Genomic DNA, 16,809 nt, shown 5'->3' with positions numbered 1-16,809 from the left:
CCCTCCCCGCGTCCGGGACCGGCGATCCCCTCCCGCGTCGGGGACCGGTGATCCCTCCCCGCGTCCGGGACCGGTGATCCCCTCCCGCGTCGGGGACCGGTGATCCCTCCCCGCGTCCGGGACCGGTGTTTCCTCCCCGTCGGGGCGACGGCCCGGACCGCGCTCAGGACCAGTGCGCCACCGCGTCCAGGTGGGGCAGACGGTGGTCCATCCGCTCCCGCTTGGTGCGCAGGTACGTGATGTTGTTCTCGCACGGCTCGATCAGCAGCGGCACCTCCTCGGCGACCTGGATGCCGTTGTCCACCAGCGCCTCGCGCTTGCGCGGATTGTTCGACATGAGACGGACCGAACGCACGCCCAGGTCGCGCAGGATGTCGGCGGCCGCCTTGTAGTCGCGGGCGTCCACCGGGAAGCCGAGCGCCACGTTCGCCTCGACGGTGTCCAGGCCCTCCGCCTGCAACGCCATCGCCCGCAGCTTGCCGAGCAGCCCGATGCCCCGGCCCTCGTGCCCGCGCAGGTAGACGACCACACCCCGGCCCTCGGCGACGACGGCCCGCAGCGCGGACTCCAGCTGGTCGCCGCACTCGCAGTGCTGGGAACCGAAGGCGTCACCGGTCAGGCATTCCGAGTGCAGCCGGGTCAGCACGTCCTCGGTTCCGATCTCGCCGTAGACCAGGGCCACTTGCTCGTCACCGCGGTCGTGATCGAGGTAACCGACCGCCTGGAATTTCCCGTACACGGTGGGCAGGGGGGCGCTCACCACGCGTTCCACACCGGTACGCTGCGGGCTCTTCTTGCCGAGTACGCCAATTTTCTCTGTCATGATCTGATTCCTAAGCGGAGACGAAAGGCCGTGAAAAGATGAGTGGTTCGGACATACGGTCGGCGGCATACGGTCCGTTGCCGGCGGACACCACGGAGGACGTCCGGGCACGCGGGGCCGGCGTCGCAACGCAGGTGGCGGTCCTCCCCGTCGGAAGCTTCGAACAGCACGGCCCGTACCTGCCGTTGGCCACCGACACCCTGGTCGCCTGCGCCATCGCCCGGGAGATCGCCGAGGCGTACCCGGTGCACCTCCTTCCGCCGGTGACCATCGCCTGCTCGCACGAGCACGCGGCCTGGCCGGGGACCGTCAGCATCTCCTCCGTCACCCTTCACGCGGTGGTACGGGACATCGCGGCGTCGCTGCGCCGCTCGGGCGTCGAGGCCCTGGTGCTGGTCAACGGACACGGCGGGAACTACGTCCTGGGCAACGTGGTCCAGGAGTCCTCCGCCCGCGGTGAACGGATGGCGCTCTACCCGGCCCCGGAGGACTGGGAGACGGCGCTCGAGCGGGCCGGGGTGTCGACCTCTCCGCTCACCGACATGCATGCCGGGGAAATCGAGACCTCGATCCTGCTGCACGCCCATCCGGAAGTCGTCCGGCCGGGTTACGAGTCCGCCGATTTCACCGCGGACGACCGTCGCCATCTGCTCACGCTGGGAATGTCCGCCTATACCGATTCGGGCGTCATCGGCCGTCCCTCCCTGGGGTCCGCGGAAAAGGGGAAGGAACTCCTGGCGAGCCTGGCGGATTCCTTCGGGACGTATTTCTCCTTGCTGACGTCGCAGACCGAGCCGCAGGCCGTGCGGCCCGGGTCGACCGCCGCGCGATCCGGCTCGACCGCCGAACGATCCGGCTCGACCGCCGCGCGGTCCGGGTCACCCGCCGTGGGGCCCGCGGCGGCCGACTCCGTGTAGGGCCCGCCGGGTCGGGGGCCGGCCTCGCCGGCTCCGTCCCGCAGCCCCACGTACCAGCGCGCGACGAGGACGACGGCGCCCGGCAGCGCCGCCACGAGGGTCAGCACCCCGTACACGACGGCGACCGCGAGACCGGTGTGCGCGCCGAGACCGGCCGCCCCGAACGCCCAGGCGGTGACGCCCTCGCGGGGGCCCCAGCCGCCGACGTTGAGCGGCACGCTCATCGCGAGCAGGGCGAGGACCGCGAGCGGCAGCAGCGCGACGACGGAGGCGGCGGAGCCGGTGACCCGGGCGGCGACGACGAACGTCGCGATGTGCCCGGCCAGGACCACCAGGGACGACAGGGCGACGCCGGGCCCGTTGCGCCGGGACAGCAGCCCCTCGCGCGCCTCGGCCAGCGCCGCCCGCAGCCTCCCGCCCGGGCGCCCCGCCGGGGAGTTCATCCGGACGGCGAGGACGACGGCGAGCGCGCCCACCGCCCCGAGGGCGGCGAGCGGCGCGAAGTGCCGTACGTCCGCCATGACCGGCGACGGCACGACCAGCAGGACCGCCGCTCCCGCGACGGCGAGGGCGAGCTGGCCCGCGGTGCGCTCCAGCACCACGGCCCGCACCCCGCGGCCGACGTCCCCCGCGCTGCGGCCGTGCCGTACCGCCCGGTGCACGTCGCCGAGGATGCCGCCGGGCAGGGCCGCGTTGAGGAACAGCGAACGGTAGTAGTCGGCGACGGCCGCGCCGAGCGGCAGCCGGATGCGCAGCCCGCGCGCCACCAGCGCCCACCGCCACGCGCTGAACACGGTGGTGACCGCGCCGATCCCGAGCGCCACCAGCAGCGTGGGCAGGTCGATCCGGCGCAGCCCCTCCAGGAAGACGCCGGTACCCATCCGCCACAGCAGTACGGCGAGGATGGAGACACCGGCGAGGGTGCCGAGGTGCGGACGCACGGCGCGCAGCACGCGCCGTGCGCGCGCCCCGCGGGCGGCCGGGGCGGCTTCGGACCGTGCCTCGGAGGATGCCCCGGACCGTGCCTGCGCGGAGGTCACGTCGATGGGTTCCGTGGACGCGGCCGCGCCCGTACACCCTGCGACCGCACCCCCGGGCGCACCGACCCCGGCCGCGGTCACGGTCACGGTCGGGCCGGAACGGGCCGCCGGGACGCCGGCGCCCACCTCGTTGGATTCCGCGGACACGGCCACACCCGCGCCACCCGGCCCCGACGCCGACACCGGGTCCGGCACCGGCACGTCCGTACCACCGGCCGCACCAGCATCCCGGCCCGCGCCCGTGGCGTCCCCGCCACCCGCGCCGAGCACGACCACACAGGAACGGGCCGCACGCACGGCGACGACATCACCCGTCCCCCTTACGCCCGCCGCCCCGTTCGGTTCCGCGGACACGGCCGCACCCGCGCCACCCGGCGCCGGCCTCGGCGTCGGCACGTTCGTACCGACCGCACCCGCGCCGGCATCCCGGCCCGCGCCCGTGGCGTCCACGCGACCGGCGTCCACGCGACCGGCGCCGACCACCACCACGCAGGAACGGGCCGGACGCACGGCGACCACACCGCCCGCCCCGCTCGGAGCGGCCGGCGAACTCGCGCCCGGCGCCCCGCTCGGGGCGGTCGTGCCGCGCCGGGCCGCCGCGGCGGACCGCCGGCGCCGAGCGGGTGGCGGCGCGCCCTCGGCGCGTGCCGCCGGCGCCGTGTGCGGGCGCGCGCCCGCCGTGTCCGCGCCCATCACGCGCCGCCCGTCGGCCGGGCCAGGGCCAGCAGGTCGCTGTGGTGGACGGTGACGCCGAGTTCGCCGGCCGCGCAGGCGGCGAGCCGGGCCGCGAGGTACTTCTCGGCGCGGGCGGCGAGTTGGGGGCGCTGTTCGACGGCCGCGCCGACCCAGCCGCGCAGCCACTGCGCGGTCAGGGCGGCCTCGTCGGGGCCGAGCCGCCAGGGGCTCGGGTGCACCTTGACGGTGGCGCCGTGGCCGGTGAACGCCTCGCAGGCGACGGTCACGGCGTCGGGGCCGAGGAGGCCGCCGCGCCGCTGATGGTCGTTGAAGGCGGCGGCTATCTCCTCGTCCAGCGGATCCGGGTCGCTGAGGTCGACGCGGCCGGCGACCGAGAGGGTCAGCAGGGCCGGGCAGCCGGCGCCCGCGCAGGCCGCGGCGAGGGTCTCGACCTCCTCGCGGGTCAGGACGTCGAGCAGTGCCGACGCGGTGACCAGGGAGGCGCCGACCAGGGCGTCCGGGGTCAACCGGGCGACGTCGCCGCGCCGGGTCTCGACGGTGACCCGGCTGCCGTCGGCGGCGGCCCGCGGGGAGGCGACGGCCGCGAAGTGCAGCAGGTAGGGGTCGCGGTCGTGCAGGATCCAGTGCTGGGCGCCGTCCAGGCGGGGCGCCAGCCAGCGCCCCATGGAGCCGGTGCCGCAGCCCAGGTCGTGAACGGCCAGTCCGCCGCTGCGGCCGGGCAGGTTGGCGAGCCGGATCCGCAGCGGGTCCAGCAGGTCCGCCGACCGCGCGGCGGCGTCGGCGGGCTCGCGCAACTGGAGCCACTCGGGGGCGTAGCGGGGCGCCTCGTCGGTCCCGGCGTCGTCGCGCAGCCGTACGGTGGGCCGCTCGCCGGGGCGGGCCACCGGCCCGGCGCCCGCGATGACGGCCGACGCGTCCGCGTCCATGCCCGCGTCCGTGCCCATGCCCGCGTCCGTGCCCGCGTCCGTGCCCATGGCTGTGTCCGTCTCTGTGGCCAAGGGAGCCTCCCGCGGGCCGGGTTGGGCCGGGACGTGTCCCACGCGTCGCGCCAGGTCCGCCGGGGTCGCCGTCGTCTTCCTCATGCCGCCCTCCGGGGTTCGCTCGGCAGCCGGCCCAGGACGCCGGCCAGGCTCTGGGCGGTCGACGCCCAGCCGTTCAGGGCGGCCCGGCGGCCGCGTGCGGCGGCCTTCAGCCGGCGCCGTACGTCGGCCTCGCCGAACCAGCCGCGCAGTTCGGCCGCGAGGGCGGCCGGGTCCTCCGGCGGGACGAGGATGCCGGGGACGCCGCCGTCGGGGGCGCGGCCGACCGCCTCGGGCAGACCGCCGACGTCCGTGGCGAGGACGGGGATGCCGCGCGCGAGCGCCTCGGTGACCGCCATGCCGTACGTCTCGGCGTAGGAGGTGAGGACCATCAGGTCGGCGCTCGCGTAGGCGGCGTCGAGTGCGGCGCCGGTCTTCGGGCCCGCCAGCTCCAGCCGGTCCTGAAGGCCGTACTTCTCGATGAGGCCGCGCAGACGGCCGACGTACTCGGGGTCCTGGCCGAGGCCGCCGACGCACACGCAGGTCCAGGGCAGGTCGGTCACCGCGGCCAACGCCTCCACCAGCCGGTGCTGGCCCTTGCGCGGGGTGACGGAGGCCACGCACAGCAGGCGGGAGACGCCGTCGGTGCCGGAGGCGAGGGGGGCGATGTCGGCGCCGGGGGCGGCGACATGGACCTTCTCCGGAGCGAGGCCGTGGTGGGAGACGAGGCGGCGCACCGCCCAGTCGCTGGTGGCGACGACCGCGGGCACGGCCCGCAGCACCTCGCGTTCCCGGGCGTCGAGTCCGGCCGCGACCTCCGGGTCGAGACCGCGCTCGTCGCCGAGCGGGAGGTGCACGAGGACGACGAGCCGCAGGCGTTGCGCCTCGGGAACGACGACCTCCGGAACACCGCAGGCGACGAGCCCGTCCATGAGCACGACCGTGCCGTCGGGCAGTTCCCGCAGGGTGCGCGCGAGGTCGGCGCGGGCGGCCGCCCCGGGGCGGGGCCACTCACCGGTCACCAGGTGCTTGTGGACCTGCCAGCCGAAGCCGGGCAGGTCCAGGCAGATGCGCCGGTCGTAGGCGTTGCCGCCGCTGGGGTTCGCCGGGTCGTCGACGCCGTCCGGCATGACGAAGTGCACGGAACGCAGGGACATGGGGATGATCCCGCCGATCTTCGGAGCGGCCGTCTGCGCATGCGCCGTCTGCGCGGGCACGTACGCGAGGGGGGCCTGCTGCAGGGCCTTCTCCAGGGTCACGTCGGTCACAGGGCACGCTCGTAACTCGCCCAGGCGACGTGCGACTCGTGCAGGGTGACGGAGATGCCGGCGACGCCCCGGGCGCCCTCGCCGAGGGCGCCCTTGTGGATGCGCTCGGCGAGCCGGTCGGCGATCACCTTCGCGAGGAACTCGGTGGAGGTGTTGATCCCGGCGAAGTCGGGCTCGTTGTCGAGGTTTCTGTAGTTCAGCTCGCTGACGACGGCGCCGAGTTCCTGGGTGGCCAGTCCGATGTCGACGACGATGTTGTCGTCGTCCAGCTGCTCGCGGCGGAACGTGGCGTCCACCAGGAACGTCGCTCCGTGCAGGCGCTGCGCGGGTCCGAAGACCTCGCCGCGGAAGCTGTGGGCGATCATGATGTGATCGCGGACGGTGACACTGAACAACGGACGACCCTCCAGGTGCGGCGCGTCTGGTCCCCCGGCCGTTGGCCGCCGGGGGATGCCGTGTAGTACGGCTCCTCGCTTCCCCGCGTTCAGCCGGATCTCAGTCTTTTCTCAGGTCAGGCGCTCCTGCTCGTACCTGACGCGGTGACACAGCGCCGGGATCTCCCCGGACGCGAGCCGCGGCATCACCTCCGGCAGCTCCTCGAACGCGCTTTCTCCCGTGATGAGGGCGTCGAGCGCGGGATCGGCGAGCAGGTCGAGCGCGAGCGCCAGCCGGTCGGCGTACGTCCGGTTCGCGCGGGCCGGGGAGACGGTGCCGACCTGGCTGCTGCGGATGACCAGGCGCCGGGAGTGGAAGGCCTCGCCGAGCGGGAGGGAGACCTGCCGGTCGCCGTACCAGCTCAGTTCGAGGACCGTGCCCTCGGCGGTGAGGAGTTCCAGGGAACGGACCAGGCCCTGTTCGGTGGCGCTGGCGTGCACGACGAGGTCGCAGCCGCCCAGGGCCTCCGCCGGGGAGGCGAAACCGACGCCGATCGCCTCGGCGATCTTCGCCCGCGTCGGGTCGGCGTCGACCAACTGCACCCGCACGCCAGGGAAGCGGGCCAGCAGCGCGGCCACCGAGCAGCCCACCATGCCGCCGCCGACCACCGCGATCCGGTCCCCGACCAGCGGCGCCGCGTCCCACAACGCGTTCACGGCGGTCTCCACGGTGCCGGCGAGCACGGCCCGTTCGGCGGGCACGGCGTCCGGGACGACGGTCACGGCGCTCGCCGGGACGACGAAGCGGGTCTGGTGCGGGTAGAGGGAGAAGACGGTACGACCGGCCAGCTCCGCCGGGCCCTCCTCCACCACGCCCACGTTGAGGTAGCCGTATTTCACCGGCGCCGGGAAGTCGCCCTCCTGGAACGGCGCCCGCATCGCGGTGTGCTGACTGACCGGAACCCCGCCGCGGAAGACGAGGGTCTCCGTGCCGCGGCTCACGCCGGAGTACAGCGAGCGGACGAGGACCTCGCCGTCGGCCGGCTCCCGCAGGGTGACGTCACGGATCTCGCCGTGACCGGGCGAACCGATCCAGAACGCACGCGCGGTGCGGTTCATCGGCGTCCTCCTGAACGATCGGGATGTTGTTCACGTACCGAGGTGTGCACAGGCCGCGCACAGTACGCGGCGCTGATCGACTCTGTCACCTGGCCGGAGGATGTGCGGTGGCCCTGAACAACATTGACGACGCGAGGCTGGTCCAGCAGGAGACCGCCGTGGGAGCGGGCGTGCAGATCCTGGTACTGGCCCTGCTCGGCACGGCGATCGGCATGGGGCCGGCGGGCTGGGTGACCGGACTCGTCTTCGCCGTCGCCCTGTGGGCGGTGCTCTCCCGGGCGCTGCACCGCTCGCGGCTGCGGTCCTTCGGCCCGGCCAACCGGGTGACCCTCGGCCGCGCCACGCTGGTCGGCGGGGTGACCGCGCTGGTCGCGGACTCCTTCGTCAGCGCGCCGCCGGTCTCCCTGCTGGTGGGCCTGACGGCGGTGGCGCTGCTGCTCGACGGCGTCGACGGCAAGGTCGCCCGCCGCACCGGCACCTCGACGGCGCTGGGCGCGCGCTTCGACATGGAGGTCGACGCATTCCTGATCCTGGTGCTGAGTGTGTACGTGTCGACGGCGATGGGCCCGTGGGTGCTGCTGATCGGCCTCATGCGCTACGCCTTCGTCGCCGCGGCCCGCGTCGCCCCGTGGCTGAACGCCCCACTCCCGCCGAGCATGGCCCGCAAGACGGTCGCCGCGATGCAGGGCATCTGCCTGCTCGTCGCGGGCGCCGGCCTGCTGCCGTACGCCGCCGGCTTCGGCGTGGCGCTCCTGGCGCTGGGTCTGCTGGTGTGGTCCTTCGGCCGGGACGTCCTGTGGCTGTGGCGGACCTCGCGGCTCACGGCGTCCGAGGCGGCACCGGTGCAGCGCGTGCTGGAGCTGGCGGGCCGCTGACCCGTCGAAACCGCGGGCATGCGTGCCGCCTGGGGCGGCACGGGTGGGCGCGGCGGCACCCCGCAAGCGCCGGACTGCGCGACCCACCCCCCGCACCGGCCCGACGGCACCCCGCAGCGCCGGGCCGCGCACCCCACCCCGACGCCGGGCCGCGCATCCGCACCGGTCACCCGCTCAGTCCCTTCGCGGCAACAGAGCGACCGCGGCGGCCGGTACGGCGGCCAGAAGCAGCCACGGCACGGCCACCGGCAGCCCCGTGTCGAGGAGCGCACCGGTGCCCGCGCTGCCGGCCAGGACGATCAGCCCCGAGACGGACGACAGCGCGCCCGTGTACAGACCGAGCCGGCCGTCGTCGGCGAGGTCGGGCACCCAGGCGCGTGCGGCGGGAGCGACGAGCATCTGACCGAGTGTCAGCAGCACCACGAAGCCGGCCGCGGGCAGCAACCCCACCGTCCCGGTCCGCCCGGCGGGCAACGCGGCGGCCACGACCGCGAACCCGGCGGCGATCAGCGCCAGCCCGGCGCCCATCGAACGCCGCAGGGTGAGCCGCTCCCCCACCCACCGGGTGACCGGCAGCTGCGCGGTCACCACGAGCAGGGAGGACAGCGCGAACAGCCAGGCCAGCGGCGCCTGCGAGCCGGCCGCGCGTTCCACCTCGGCGGGCAGGGCGAGGTAGAGCTGGTTGTAGGCGAGCAGGTAGGCGCCGTACGCGCAGCACAGGGAGAGGAAACGGCGGTTGCGCAGCAACGGGCCCACGCCGCCCCGGGCCTGGACGCGGGTGCGGCCGGGGATGTGCTGCGGCAGCAGCCACGCGTGCCCGGCGAGGACGAGGACGAAGACGCCGGCCCCGGCCAGGCAGACCGCGCGGAAGTCGACCGACAGCAGCAGCGCGCCGAGCAGCGGGCCGACGAACGCCCCGGCCTGCCCGGCGACCGTGAACAGCGCCAGCACCCGGGTGCGCGGGCCGCCGCCCGACTCCTCCCACACGACGGCCTGCCGGGCCACCTCGGACTCGACCGCGGGGGAGAACAGCGCGGCGGCGAACCCGATCAGCACCACCGCGCCGACGACCGTCCAGGCCCGCCCGGCGTACCCGAGCCAGCCGAACCCGGCGACGCGCAGGGCGCATCCGGCGAGGACGACGGGCCGGACGCCGTACCGGTCGGCCAGCGCCCCGCCCACCACGAACAGCCCCTGCTGGCTGAAGGTCCGCAGCCCCAGCACGAACCCGACCATCCCGCCCGCCATGCCGACCGCCCCGCCGAGATGCTCCGCGAGGAAGGGCAGCACGGCGAAGAAGCCGATGTTGAACGCCAGTTGGGTGAGGATCAGCAGCCGCAGGAGGGGCGAGAGCGGGGCGGCCTTCTTCGAACGCGAACCCGGCGACAAGGACAGCAAGGTCATCGGACACCGGCCAACTCGTTCGCACGCGCCGATTGTTCATCCCTGCGCTTCTCGGCCGTACGAAGCGGCGCCCACCGCCGTGCCCACCGCCGCGGTCCTCCCCCGGCTCCGGACCGGAAGGACCCCCACGTCGCTCCGCTCGCCGCCGTCACCGCGAGCGCGCCGAGCAGGGCGAGGGCGGCGGCGGGGGCGAGGACGGCCCAGGGGGCGCGTTCGGCGTAGGGCTGGTTCTCGGCGAGCAGCAGGCCCCACTCGGGGGACGGCGGCTGGGCGCCGAGGCCCAGGAAGCCGAGGGAGGCGAGGGCGAGGGCCACGCCGGGCAGGCGCAGGAGGGCGTGACGGGCGACGGGCGGCAGGACGGCGGGCAGGAGTTCGTTCCTCAGCAGGTACCAGCGGCCGGCGCCCAGGGCGCGGGTGGCGGTGAGGTGGACGGTGGCGCGTTCCTGCCGCAGCAGCGCGGAGGTGTGCGCGGCGAGCGGCGCCCAGGCCACGACGGCGACGGCGAGGACGGGCGTGGTGGCGCCGCTGCCGCGGACGGCGGTGACGAGGAGGGCGGCGAGCACGGGCGGGACGGCGTTGACGGTGTCGACGAGGGGCCCGGACAGTGTGGGCAGGCATCCGAGCAGCAGGCCGGCGAGCAGGGCGACGGCGCTGACGGCGAGGGCCAGGAGGAGGGTGTCGAGGGCGCCGTGGGCGACCCGGGCGAGCACGTCCCGGCCGAGCGCGTCGGTGCCGAAGGGGTGGGCCGGGGAGGGAGGTCGGAGGCGGGCTCGGGTGTCGAGGGCGAGCGGGTCACGGGGAAGGCCGAGCGCGATGACACCGAACAACAGAAGACTGTATGCAAAAGGCAGGATCCTGCGGACGGGTGGTGCGGGCCGGTGCGACGACTGCAGGGCGCCGTCGCGCAGGGCCGGCCCGATGAGCCGGCGGGCGGCGAGGCGGGCGGCGGCCGTGGTGGTGGCGGCGAGGGCGACGAGGACGAGGGTGCCGGCCTGGAGGACGGGCAGGTCCTGGGCGATCGCGGCCTGGAGGGTGGTGCGGCCGAGGCCGGGGATGTCGAAGATCTGCTCCACGGCGACGGAGCCGCCGGTGAGGCCGACGGCGAACAGCCCGAGGTTGGGCAGCAGTCCGGGCACGCAGCGGCGCAGGGCCTGCCGGGCGATGCTGCGGCCGGGCAGCCCGCGGGCGGCGGCGGCCAGCGCCCACGGCTCGGCGAACGCGCCGGGCAACTGGTCGTCGAGGAGCCGCCCGAGCACCGCGCCCGCGGGCAGACCGAGGGCCAGCGCGGGCAGCACCGTCCACTGCGGGCCGTACCAGCCGAGTGCGGGCAGCCAGCCCAGGTGCACGCCGACGACGGTGGCGAGGACGGAGGCGGTGAGGAACTCGGGCAGCGCGGCGAGCGCGGCCGAGCCGGACCCGCCGGCGGGCCGTCCGCCGAGACGCCGGTGCGCGCCGAGGTACAGGGTGCGCGCGCACACGACCGCCGCGGTGCCCAGGGCGACGACGAGCGCCACCGCCATCAGCAGCAGGGAGGCGCCGAGCGCCTGGAGCACGGCGGGCGTGACCTCGGAGCCGGAGATCCACGACCGTCCGGCGTCCCCGCGCGGCAGTCCCGCCAGCCACCGGCCGAGCAGAGGCAACGGCCCGTCGTCCAGGCCGAGTCGGGCGCGGACGTCGGCGAGGACCTCGGGGGTCGGGTCGCGGTCGGCGGACCGGGCCTTGAGGACCGTGAGCGCGGGGTCGGTGTGCGTGAGCCAGGGCAGCAGCCCGATCCCGCACACCAGCAGTGCGGCCAGTCCCACGCGCCACAGCAGCGCGCCCGTCCTGCTCCCCACGGTCAGCGCCGGGTGCCGGTGCCGACGAGGGTGCGCTCGTACGGGTCGAGGATCACGCCGCTCACCTCGGCGCCGACGCCGGTGATGACCCGCTGGTGGACCAGGGGGACGACGGCGTCGGTGCCGAGGATCGCTGCCTCGGCGGCCAGGGCGGCGTCCTGCCGCTCGCCGGTGTCGGCGACCGCCTGCGCCTCGGCGACGGCCCGGTCGACGGCCTTGTCGCAGAGCAGGGCGAGGTTGTAGCCGCCGTCGCAGGTGAAGTCGCTCGCGAGGAGGGAGACGGGGTCGCCGGTGTCGAGGAGGCTGTTGCGGGCGCCGATGAAGGCGTCGAACTTCCCGGCGAGCGCGTCGCTCTCGAGCCGCGAGTACTCGCGCACCTCCAGCTTCACCGTGAAGCCGGCCTTCTCCAGCTGCTGCTTCACGACCTGCGCGACCTCGGGGAGTTCGGGCCGGTTGTCGTAGGTGGCGAGGGTGACCGGGGCGCCGGCCGGCCTGCCGGCCCGGGCACGTTCCGCGGGCTGCGGGCGCTTGCCCTCGGCCCAGGTCACGGCGGGTCCGTAGATGCCGGCGCCGGCGTCCGCGTGCCCCTCGTACACGTCCTTCGCGAGGGCGGAGGTGTCGACGGCCGCGCGGGCGGCGGCGCGCAGGGAGGGGTCCTCGAAGACGCCGGACGCGGTGTTGAGGAGCAGGCTGGTGGTGCGGGTGGTGGCGGTCTCGCGGCGGGTGTCCGCGTCGAGGGTGGCGGCCTGGGCGACGGGTATCGCCTCGGCGACGTCGACCTGGCCGGTGCGCAGGGCGTTGGCGCGGGCGGTGCCGTCGGCGACGAAGCGGGCGTCGATGCCGGAGGCCTGGGCGCGGCCGCCCCAGTAGTCGTCGAAGCGGTCGAGTGCGGCGCTGGTGCTGCCGTTGACCTTCGTCAGTTCGAAGGGTCCGGTGGCGTTGCCGACCGGGTCGACGGTGCCCTTCTTGCCGTAGGCCTTCGGGGAGAGGACGGCGAGGCTCGGGCTGGACAGGCGCAGCGGCAGGACGGGGTCGGGGGCACCGGTGGCTATGCGGACGCCGTTGCCCTCGGCGTTGGCGGTGAGGGTGACGCCGGCGAGGGCGGCGGGGGCGGGCTCGGCCTCGGTGGCGTGGGTGAGGGCGGCGGCGACCGCGGCCGGGGTGACGTCCGTGCCGTCCTGGAAGACGGCCTCGCGCAGGGTGAACAGCCAGGTGCGGTCGTCCTCGCGGCGCCAGGACGCGGCGAGCGCGGGGGCGGCGGCGCCGTTGGCGTCGAGGGCGGTCAGCCCTTCGGTGACGCCGAGGCGGCTGAGGAGGGTGGCGTCGGCGCCGTACGGGGAGAGGTTCTCGGCGGGCGGGAAGGCGAGGGCGACCCGCAGCCGGGAGCCGTCCTTCGCTTCGGCCGTCGTGCCCCCGTCACCGGCGGAGGCGAAGCAGCCGGCGAGCAGCGGCGTGAGGAGGAGGCCGGCGAGGAGCCGCGGCCGGCGGGGGAAGCGCATGAGGTTCACCGGCCTGTGGAGTGGGGGGAGCGGGAGGGAACGACGGCGGGGAGCAGGGCGTCGAGGGGGACGTCGAAGTGCACGATCCCCTGCCCGCGGCCCGGGTCGTCGCGTTCGTCGTGCACGACGGTGCCGATGGACCGCCAGAAGCCCTCGGCGCCCTCCACGGTGGGGTCCGTGTGCAGGTAGACGGCCCGGTAGCCGCCGTCCGCGGCCGCGAACGCGAGGAGATCGGCGACCAGTCGGCGGGCGAGACCGCGCCGGCGGTGCTCGGGGCGGACGTAGACGCGGCGCAACTGCGCGGTCGTGCCGGAGGGGTAGCGCGCGGCGACGTGGCGCGGGTTCGGCGGATGCAGGGGGCCGCGGGAGTCCAGGGCGCCCGTGCCGACGATCTCGCCGTCGGCGTCGACCGCGACCAGCAGGGTGTGCCGGTCGGGCGCCAGGTACGCGGTGGCCGGATCGATGATGTCGCCGTGCCAGCGGGGCACGTAACCGGTGCCGAAGTCGCGGTAGACGGTGTCGAGCATGACGGCTCGGGCGCCGTCGAGATCGTCGGGCCCGGCGGGCCTCACGCAGTAGTCACGCACTTGCACATCATATGCATCAAGCGGAACGAGCTTGATCACTTCGGGACCCTCACCGATTTGACAGAGATCACCCCCCACCCCTAAACCTAACCACATGACATTCATTTTCAAAAAGGCGGCCCTTGGCGAGGCGGCCCTTGGCGAGGCGGCCCTTGGCGAGGCGGTCCGCGGCAAGGCGGTCCTTGGCGAGGCGGTCCGCGGCAAGGCGGTGCACTGATGCGCGTCGCCTTCGTCGGGAAGGGCGGCAGCGGCAAGACGACCCTGTCGGCCCTCTTCGCCCGCGAACTGGCCCGGTCCGGCGCACCGGTGCTCGCCATCGACGGCGACATCAACCAGCACCTGGCGGAGGCGCTGGACCCCGCCGGCGCCGCCGACTTCACGGCCCCTGCCCTGGCCGAACACCTGACGGACATCAAGAACCTTCTCCGCGGCACCAATCCGCGCATCCCCTCCGCCGAGGCGATGATCAAGACCACCCCGCCCGGCCGCGGCTCACGGCTGCTGCGCCCGCTCGGCGACGACCCGCTCCACACCCGCCACGTCCAGCGGGTGGGCGGTGTACCGCTCATGGTCACGGGCGAGTTCGACGAGAGCGACCTGGGCGTGGCCTGCTACCACTCCAAACTCGGCGCGGTGGAGCTGTACCTCGGCCATCTGGTGGACGGCCCCGGCGAGTACGTCGTCGTCGACATGACGGCCGGCGCCGACGCCTTCGCCTCCGGCCTGTTCACCCGCTTCGACATGACGTTCCTGGTGGCCGAACCCACCCGCAAGGGCGTCTCCGTCTACCGCCAGTACCGCGACCACGCCCGCGAGTTCGGCATCCCGCTCGCCGTGGTCGGCAACAAGGTGACCGGCGAGGACGACCTCCTCTTCCTCAAGGAGCACGCGGGCGACGACCTCCTCACCCACCTGGTCCTCTCCCCCTGGGTCCGCTCGGCCGAACGGGGCAGCCCCCGGGGTGACCTGGAGGACGCCAACCGCCACGCCCTGCGCGTCCTGCGCGAGGCCGTCGACACGCGCGTCAAGGACTGGCAGACCCTGCACCGCCACGCCGTCGAGTTCCACCTGCGCAACGCCCGCGCCTGGGCGGACGCGGCGACGGGCCAGAACCTGGCTGCACAGGTGGATCCGGACTTCGTACCGGGACCGGCGTCACTGACGTGAGACCACCCGTCCCCTCCACCCTCCTTTTCTCCCCTCCTCCCTCTCCCCCAGCAAAGGAACAGGACACCCATGTCTCTCGACGTCTCCCCGAAGCTCCTCGCCGAGGCCGAAGCCGGTGACATCCGCGAGGAGGACTTCGTGGACACGGTGCGTACGTCCCTCCCCTACGCCTACGACCTCATCGCCTCCCTCGCCGCCGAACTCCGCGACGGCACCGCCGAGTTCACCGACAACCAGACGCCGCCCCCGTCCGAGCGGGAACGCGGCCAGCTCCTGCGCGCCCTCGCCAGCGACGCGATCCGCGGCAGCCTGGAACGCCACTTCGGCGTGACCCTGGCCTTCCAGAACTGCCACCGGGTGGCGGCGTTCCGGCCCGGGGCCGAGGGCGGGAAGACCTATGAGCGGTTCACGTCGACGCGGGCACAGGTGCTGAACCAGTCGGCGGAGTTGAGGGACTGCTGACGACGCGCTGACCGACGGCGGCGTCGTCCGGCAGATGGACAGCCGCCGGAGACGCCGCACCACCCACCGTCACCCGAGCATCAGCTCCGTGTTGACGGCGTCCACGAGCGCGTACAGGGGTCCCGCGGTGATGACACCCGCACCCCGTCCCCGGCGCCACGGGTCTACGTCGATCACGGTGACGAGCGCGTTGCCCAGCCCGACCACCACCCACCAGTCCCGCTCGTCCGCCCGCACCCGCCATGTCGACTTCACCCACTTGCCGGTGTCCGTGCGCACTTCGGCCGAGACCAGCTCCCAGCTCTCCGGGTCCAGGCGGGTCAACTCGTCAACGGGTGCGTCCCGTTGCCGGAGTCGCTCGGTCACGTGTGTGCCGTGGGCCTTCAGTCGTACCGGTGCGCTCAGGATGTGGCGGACCCGCGTGAAGAGGGATTCGGGGCCCGACTCGACGTGGAAACGGGCGGTTTCGAAGCGGGGTGACACGGTGAACTCCTTGAAGGGGGCTAAGGGGTGGCCGGTGGTCTTGATCAGCGACGGAGCCGGAGCTGGTGGAGCCCTGGCTCGGCGGCCGCGGCCGAACAGTGAGGACGGCGGTACCGGCGCACACCCTCGCGCGACCGCGGACCGGGGCCGACGCGCTCCCGGGATCCGTCCGCCCGAGAACTCCGGAACGCCGGCCGGCAGGCGACGTCGCGGGGGAAAATGACCGTCATGACGGCTGAAGGCTCCTCCATCGACTCCACCAGGCCCAGCATCGCCCGCGTCTACGACTACCTGCTCGGCGGCAAGGACAACTACGCCGTGGACCGGGAGGTCGGCGACGTGTTCCTCCGTGACCTCCCCGGTTCGGTGGCCATCGCCTTCGCCAACCGCGCGGCCCTGACACGGGCGATCGCGCACATCGTGACGACCACCGGCGTGCGGCAGTTCATCGACCTGGGCAGTGGTCTGCCGACCGCCGACAACGTCCACCAGGTCGCGCAGCGGCACGCCCCGGAGTCCCGGATCGTGTACGTCGACAACGACCCTCAGGTGCTGGTCCACGGCTGTGCGCTGCTGGAGCAGAACGACCGGACCCGGGTCGTCCGGGCCGACATCCGCGACCCCGAAGGCGTCCGCACGCACCCGGACACCCTGCAACTGATCGACTTCGACCGCCCCGTCGCCGTCATCTTCAGCGCCGTCCTCCACCACATCAACGACGATGAGGACCCGGCCGGAATCGTCCGCCACTGGCGCGACCACGTGCCCTCCGGGAGCCACTTCTTCGTCAGCCACTTCCGTTCCGGCGACAACCCGGAGACCACGGAGGCCGAGCGGGTCCTCCAGCGAACCTTCGGCCGCGGCCGGTGGCGCACCGACGAGGAGATCGCCTCCCTGCTGGACGGCCTGGAGATCCTCGACCCCGGGATCGTTCCCGCACCCCTGTGGCGACCTGACACGGCCGACAACCCATGGAGCGACGGCGGCGAGCAACGGGAGCTCACCGTTTGGGAACACCTCATCGCCGCCGGGCTGGCCCGGAAGGCCTAGACGAGTAGTTCCGATGTGGCTCAGTGGTCGTAGGCGATGAGTGACCTGGTGACGACTGCGCCGATGGTGCGGTTGTGCCAGATCGCGCAGGTCATCGCCAGGATCCGCTGAGCCACGCGGACAGCGACGCCTTCGATGGTCCGGCCGCCGTGTTGTTCGAGGTCGAGCTGGCCCTTGAGGGTGTCGTTGAC

The 16,809-nt window shown here is 74.2% G+C and carries 16 protein-coding genes and 2 pseudogenes; 6 read left to right on the top strand and 12 right to left on the bottom strand.

All coding sequences use genetic code 11. From position 1 onward, the window contains the following. Positions 1-163: 163 nt before the first annotated feature. Positions 164-823 (bottom strand): GTP cyclohydrolase II, encoded by a 660-nt coding sequence (gene ribA, locus ACIHAR_RS14270; protein ID WP_365458017.1) that lies wholly within the window; start codon positions 821-823, stop codon positions 164-166. 38 nt (positions 824-861) lie between these two features. Between ribA and ACIHAR_RS14265 the strand changes: the two genes are divergently transcribed. After that, on the top strand, positions 862-1,740 hold the full coding sequence (locus tag ACIHAR_RS14265; protein WP_400019446.1) for a creatininase family protein: 879 nt from the start codon (positions 862-864) through the stop codon (positions 1,738-1,740). A gap of 137 nt (positions 1,741-1,877) precedes the next feature. Here ACIHAR_RS14265 and ACIHAR_RS14260 read toward each other — a convergent pair. From ACIHAR_RS14260 to ACIHAR_RS14240, 5 genes and pseudogenes are all read right to left on the bottom strand, one after another. Next, positions 1,878-2,621, bottom strand: a pseudogene (locus ACIHAR_RS14260) (YbhN family protein); the annotation flags it as partial. 851 nt (positions 2,622-3,472) lie between these two features. Further along, the gene (locus ACIHAR_RS14255; RefSeq protein ID WP_400019663.1) at positions 3,473-4,420 is read right to left on the bottom strand and encodes an SAM-dependent methyltransferase; all 948 of its coding nucleotides are present in this window, start codon (positions 4,418-4,420) and stop codon (positions 3,473-3,475) included. 134 nt (positions 4,421-4,554) lie between these two features. After that, positions 4,555-5,763 carry a glycosyltransferase family 4 protein gene (locus ACIHAR_RS14250; protein WP_400019445.1) on the bottom strand — a complete coding sequence of 403 codons (1,209 nt, stop codon included), beginning with the start codon at positions 5,761-5,763 and terminating at the stop codon, positions 4,555-4,557. Further along, positions 5,760-6,158, bottom strand: a complete 399-nt coding sequence (locus ACIHAR_RS14245) for a 6-pyruvoyl trahydropterin synthase family protein (protein ID WP_400019443.1) — start codon at positions 6,156-6,158, stop codon at positions 5,760-5,762. The genes ACIHAR_RS14250 and ACIHAR_RS14245 overlap by 4 nt, the downstream gene beginning before the upstream one ends. A gap of 111 nt (positions 6,159-6,269) precedes the next feature. Further along, positions 6,270-7,256 (bottom strand): zinc-binding alcohol dehydrogenase, encoded by a 987-nt coding sequence (locus ACIHAR_RS14240; protein WP_400019441.1) that lies wholly within the window; start codon positions 7,254-7,256, stop codon positions 6,270-6,272. Positions 7,257-7,363: 107 nt separating this feature from the next. On the opposite strand from ACIHAR_RS14240, the gene ACIHAR_RS14235 reads away from it, so the two are divergent. Next, positions 7,364-8,131 carry a CDP-alcohol phosphatidyltransferase family protein gene (locus tag ACIHAR_RS14235; RefSeq protein WP_365458003.1) on the top strand — a complete coding sequence of 256 codons (768 nt, stop codon included), beginning with the start codon at positions 7,364-7,366 and terminating at the stop codon, positions 8,129-8,131. Positions 8,132-8,305: 174 nt separating this feature from the next. Here ACIHAR_RS14235 and ACIHAR_RS14230 read toward each other — a convergent pair whose 3' ends face one another. From ACIHAR_RS14230 to ACIHAR_RS14215, 4 genes are read right to left on the bottom strand one after another with little or no spacing between them, the layout of a single operon-like run. Then, positions 8,306-9,535: an MDR family MFS transporter gene (locus ACIHAR_RS14230; protein ID WP_400019439.1), complete on the bottom strand. Its 1,230-nt coding sequence runs from the start codon at positions 9,533-9,535 to the stop codon at positions 8,306-8,308. Then, the gene (locus ACIHAR_RS14225; protein ID WP_400019437.1) at positions 9,532-11,370 is read right to left on the bottom strand and encodes an ABC transporter permease subunit; all 1,839 of its coding nucleotides are present in this window, start codon (positions 11,368-11,370) and stop codon (positions 9,532-9,534) included. The genes ACIHAR_RS14230 and ACIHAR_RS14225 overlap by 4 nt, the downstream gene beginning before the upstream one ends. Positions 11,371-11,372: 2 nt before the next feature. Then, positions 11,373-12,869, bottom strand: a complete 1,497-nt coding sequence (locus ACIHAR_RS14220) for an ABC transporter substrate-binding protein (protein WP_400019436.1) — start codon at positions 12,867-12,869, stop codon at positions 11,373-11,375. Between the two features lie 5 nt (positions 12,870-12,874). Continuing rightward, positions 12,875-13,456, bottom strand: a complete 582-nt coding sequence (locus tag ACIHAR_RS14215) for a GNAT family N-acetyltransferase (protein ID WP_400019434.1) — start codon at positions 13,454-13,456, stop codon at positions 12,875-12,877. A 94-nt stretch (positions 13,457-13,550) separates the two neighbouring features. Here ACIHAR_RS14215 and ACIHAR_RS14210 point away from each other — a divergent pair, with 94 nt between their 5' ends. From ACIHAR_RS14210 to ACIHAR_RS14200, 3 genes are all read left to right on the top strand, one after another. Continuing rightward, a complete protein-coding gene (locus tag ACIHAR_RS14210; RefSeq protein ID WP_400019432.1) occupies positions 13,551-13,673 on the top strand; it encodes a hypothetical protein in 123 nt (40 codons plus the stop codon). Next, on the top strand, positions 13,673-14,623 hold the full coding sequence (locus ACIHAR_RS14205; RefSeq protein ID WP_365457988.1) for an ATP-binding protein: 951 nt from the start codon (positions 13,673-13,675) through the stop codon (positions 14,621-14,623). The genes ACIHAR_RS14210 and ACIHAR_RS14205 overlap by 1 nt, the downstream gene beginning before the upstream one ends. A gap of 69 nt (positions 14,624-14,692) precedes the next feature. Next, positions 14,693-15,085, top strand: coding sequence for an SCO5389 family protein (locus ACIHAR_RS14200; protein ID WP_365457985.1), 393 nt, complete (start codon positions 14,693-14,695; stop codon positions 15,083-15,085). A 69-nt stretch (positions 15,086-15,154) separates the two neighbouring features. On the opposite strand, the gene ACIHAR_RS14195 is transcribed toward ACIHAR_RS14200, so the two are convergent. Further along, the gene (locus ACIHAR_RS14195) at positions 15,155-15,568 is read right to left on the bottom strand and encodes a hypothetical protein (protein WP_400019429.1); all 414 of its coding nucleotides are present in this window, start codon (positions 15,566-15,568) and stop codon (positions 15,155-15,157) included. Between the two features lie 228 nt (positions 15,569-15,796). Between ACIHAR_RS14195 and ACIHAR_RS14190 the strand changes: the two genes are divergently transcribed. Continuing rightward, positions 15,797-16,618, top strand: a complete 822-nt coding sequence (locus ACIHAR_RS14190) for an SAM-dependent methyltransferase (protein WP_400019427.1) — start codon at positions 15,797-15,799, stop codon at positions 16,616-16,618. A gap of 20 nt (positions 16,619-16,638) precedes the next feature. Here the strand turns inward: ACIHAR_RS14190 and ACIHAR_RS14185 are convergent. Then, positions 16,639-16,809, bottom strand: a pseudogene (locus tag ACIHAR_RS14185) (IS982 family transposase); the annotation flags it as partial.

It is taken from the genome of Streptomyces sp. NPDC052016, assembly GCF_044548445.1.
In the GTDB taxonomy this organism is placed as follows: Bacteria; Actinomycetota; Actinomycetes; order Streptomycetales; family Streptomycetaceae; genus Streptomyces.
Note: the sequence above shows the minus strand (reverse complement) of the source record. Positions and strands in the feature narration are given on the sequence as shown.

What these genes read in the sequence shown, in the direction of transcription:
- ribA (WP_365458017.1), bottom strand. Translation starts at nt 823, where the DNA reads ATGACAGAGAAAATTGGCGTACTCGGCAAGAAGAGCCCGCAGCGTACC.
- ACIHAR_RS14265 (WP_400019446.1), top strand. Translation starts at nt 862, where the DNA reads ATGAGTGGTTCGGACATACGGTCGGCGGCATACGGTCCGTTGCCGGCG.
- ACIHAR_RS14255 (WP_400019663.1), bottom strand. Translation starts at nt 4,420, where the DNA reads ATGGGCACGGACGCGGGCATGGACGCGGACGCGTCGGCCGTCATCGCG.
- ACIHAR_RS14240 (WP_400019441.1), bottom strand. Translation starts at nt 7,256, where the DNA reads ATGAACCGCACCGCGCGTGCGTTCTGGATCGGTTCGCCCGGTCACGGC.
- ACIHAR_RS14230 (WP_400019439.1), bottom strand. Translation starts at nt 9,535, where the DNA reads ATGACCTTGCTGTCCTTGTCGCCGGGTTCGCGTTCGAAGAAGGCCGCC.
- ACIHAR_RS14220 (WP_400019436.1), bottom strand. Translation starts at nt 12,869, where the DNA reads ATGCGCTTCCCCCGCCGGCCGCGGCTCCTCGCCGGCCTCCTCCTCACG.
- ACIHAR_RS14210 (WP_400019432.1), top strand. Translation starts at nt 13,551, where the DNA reads ATGACATTCATTTTCAAAAAGGCGGCCCTTGGCGAGGCGGCCCTTGGC.
- ACIHAR_RS14205 (WP_365457988.1), top strand. Translation starts at nt 13,673, where the DNA reads ATGCGCGTCGCCTTCGTCGGGAAGGGCGGCAGCGGCAAGACGACCCTG.
- ACIHAR_RS14200 (WP_365457985.1), top strand. Translation starts at nt 14,693, where the DNA reads ATGTCTCTCGACGTCTCCCCGAAGCTCCTCGCCGAGGCCGAAGCCGGT.
- ACIHAR_RS14190 (WP_400019427.1), top strand. Translation starts at nt 15,797, where the DNA reads ATGACGGCTGAAGGCTCCTCCATCGACTCCACCAGGCCCAGCATCGCC.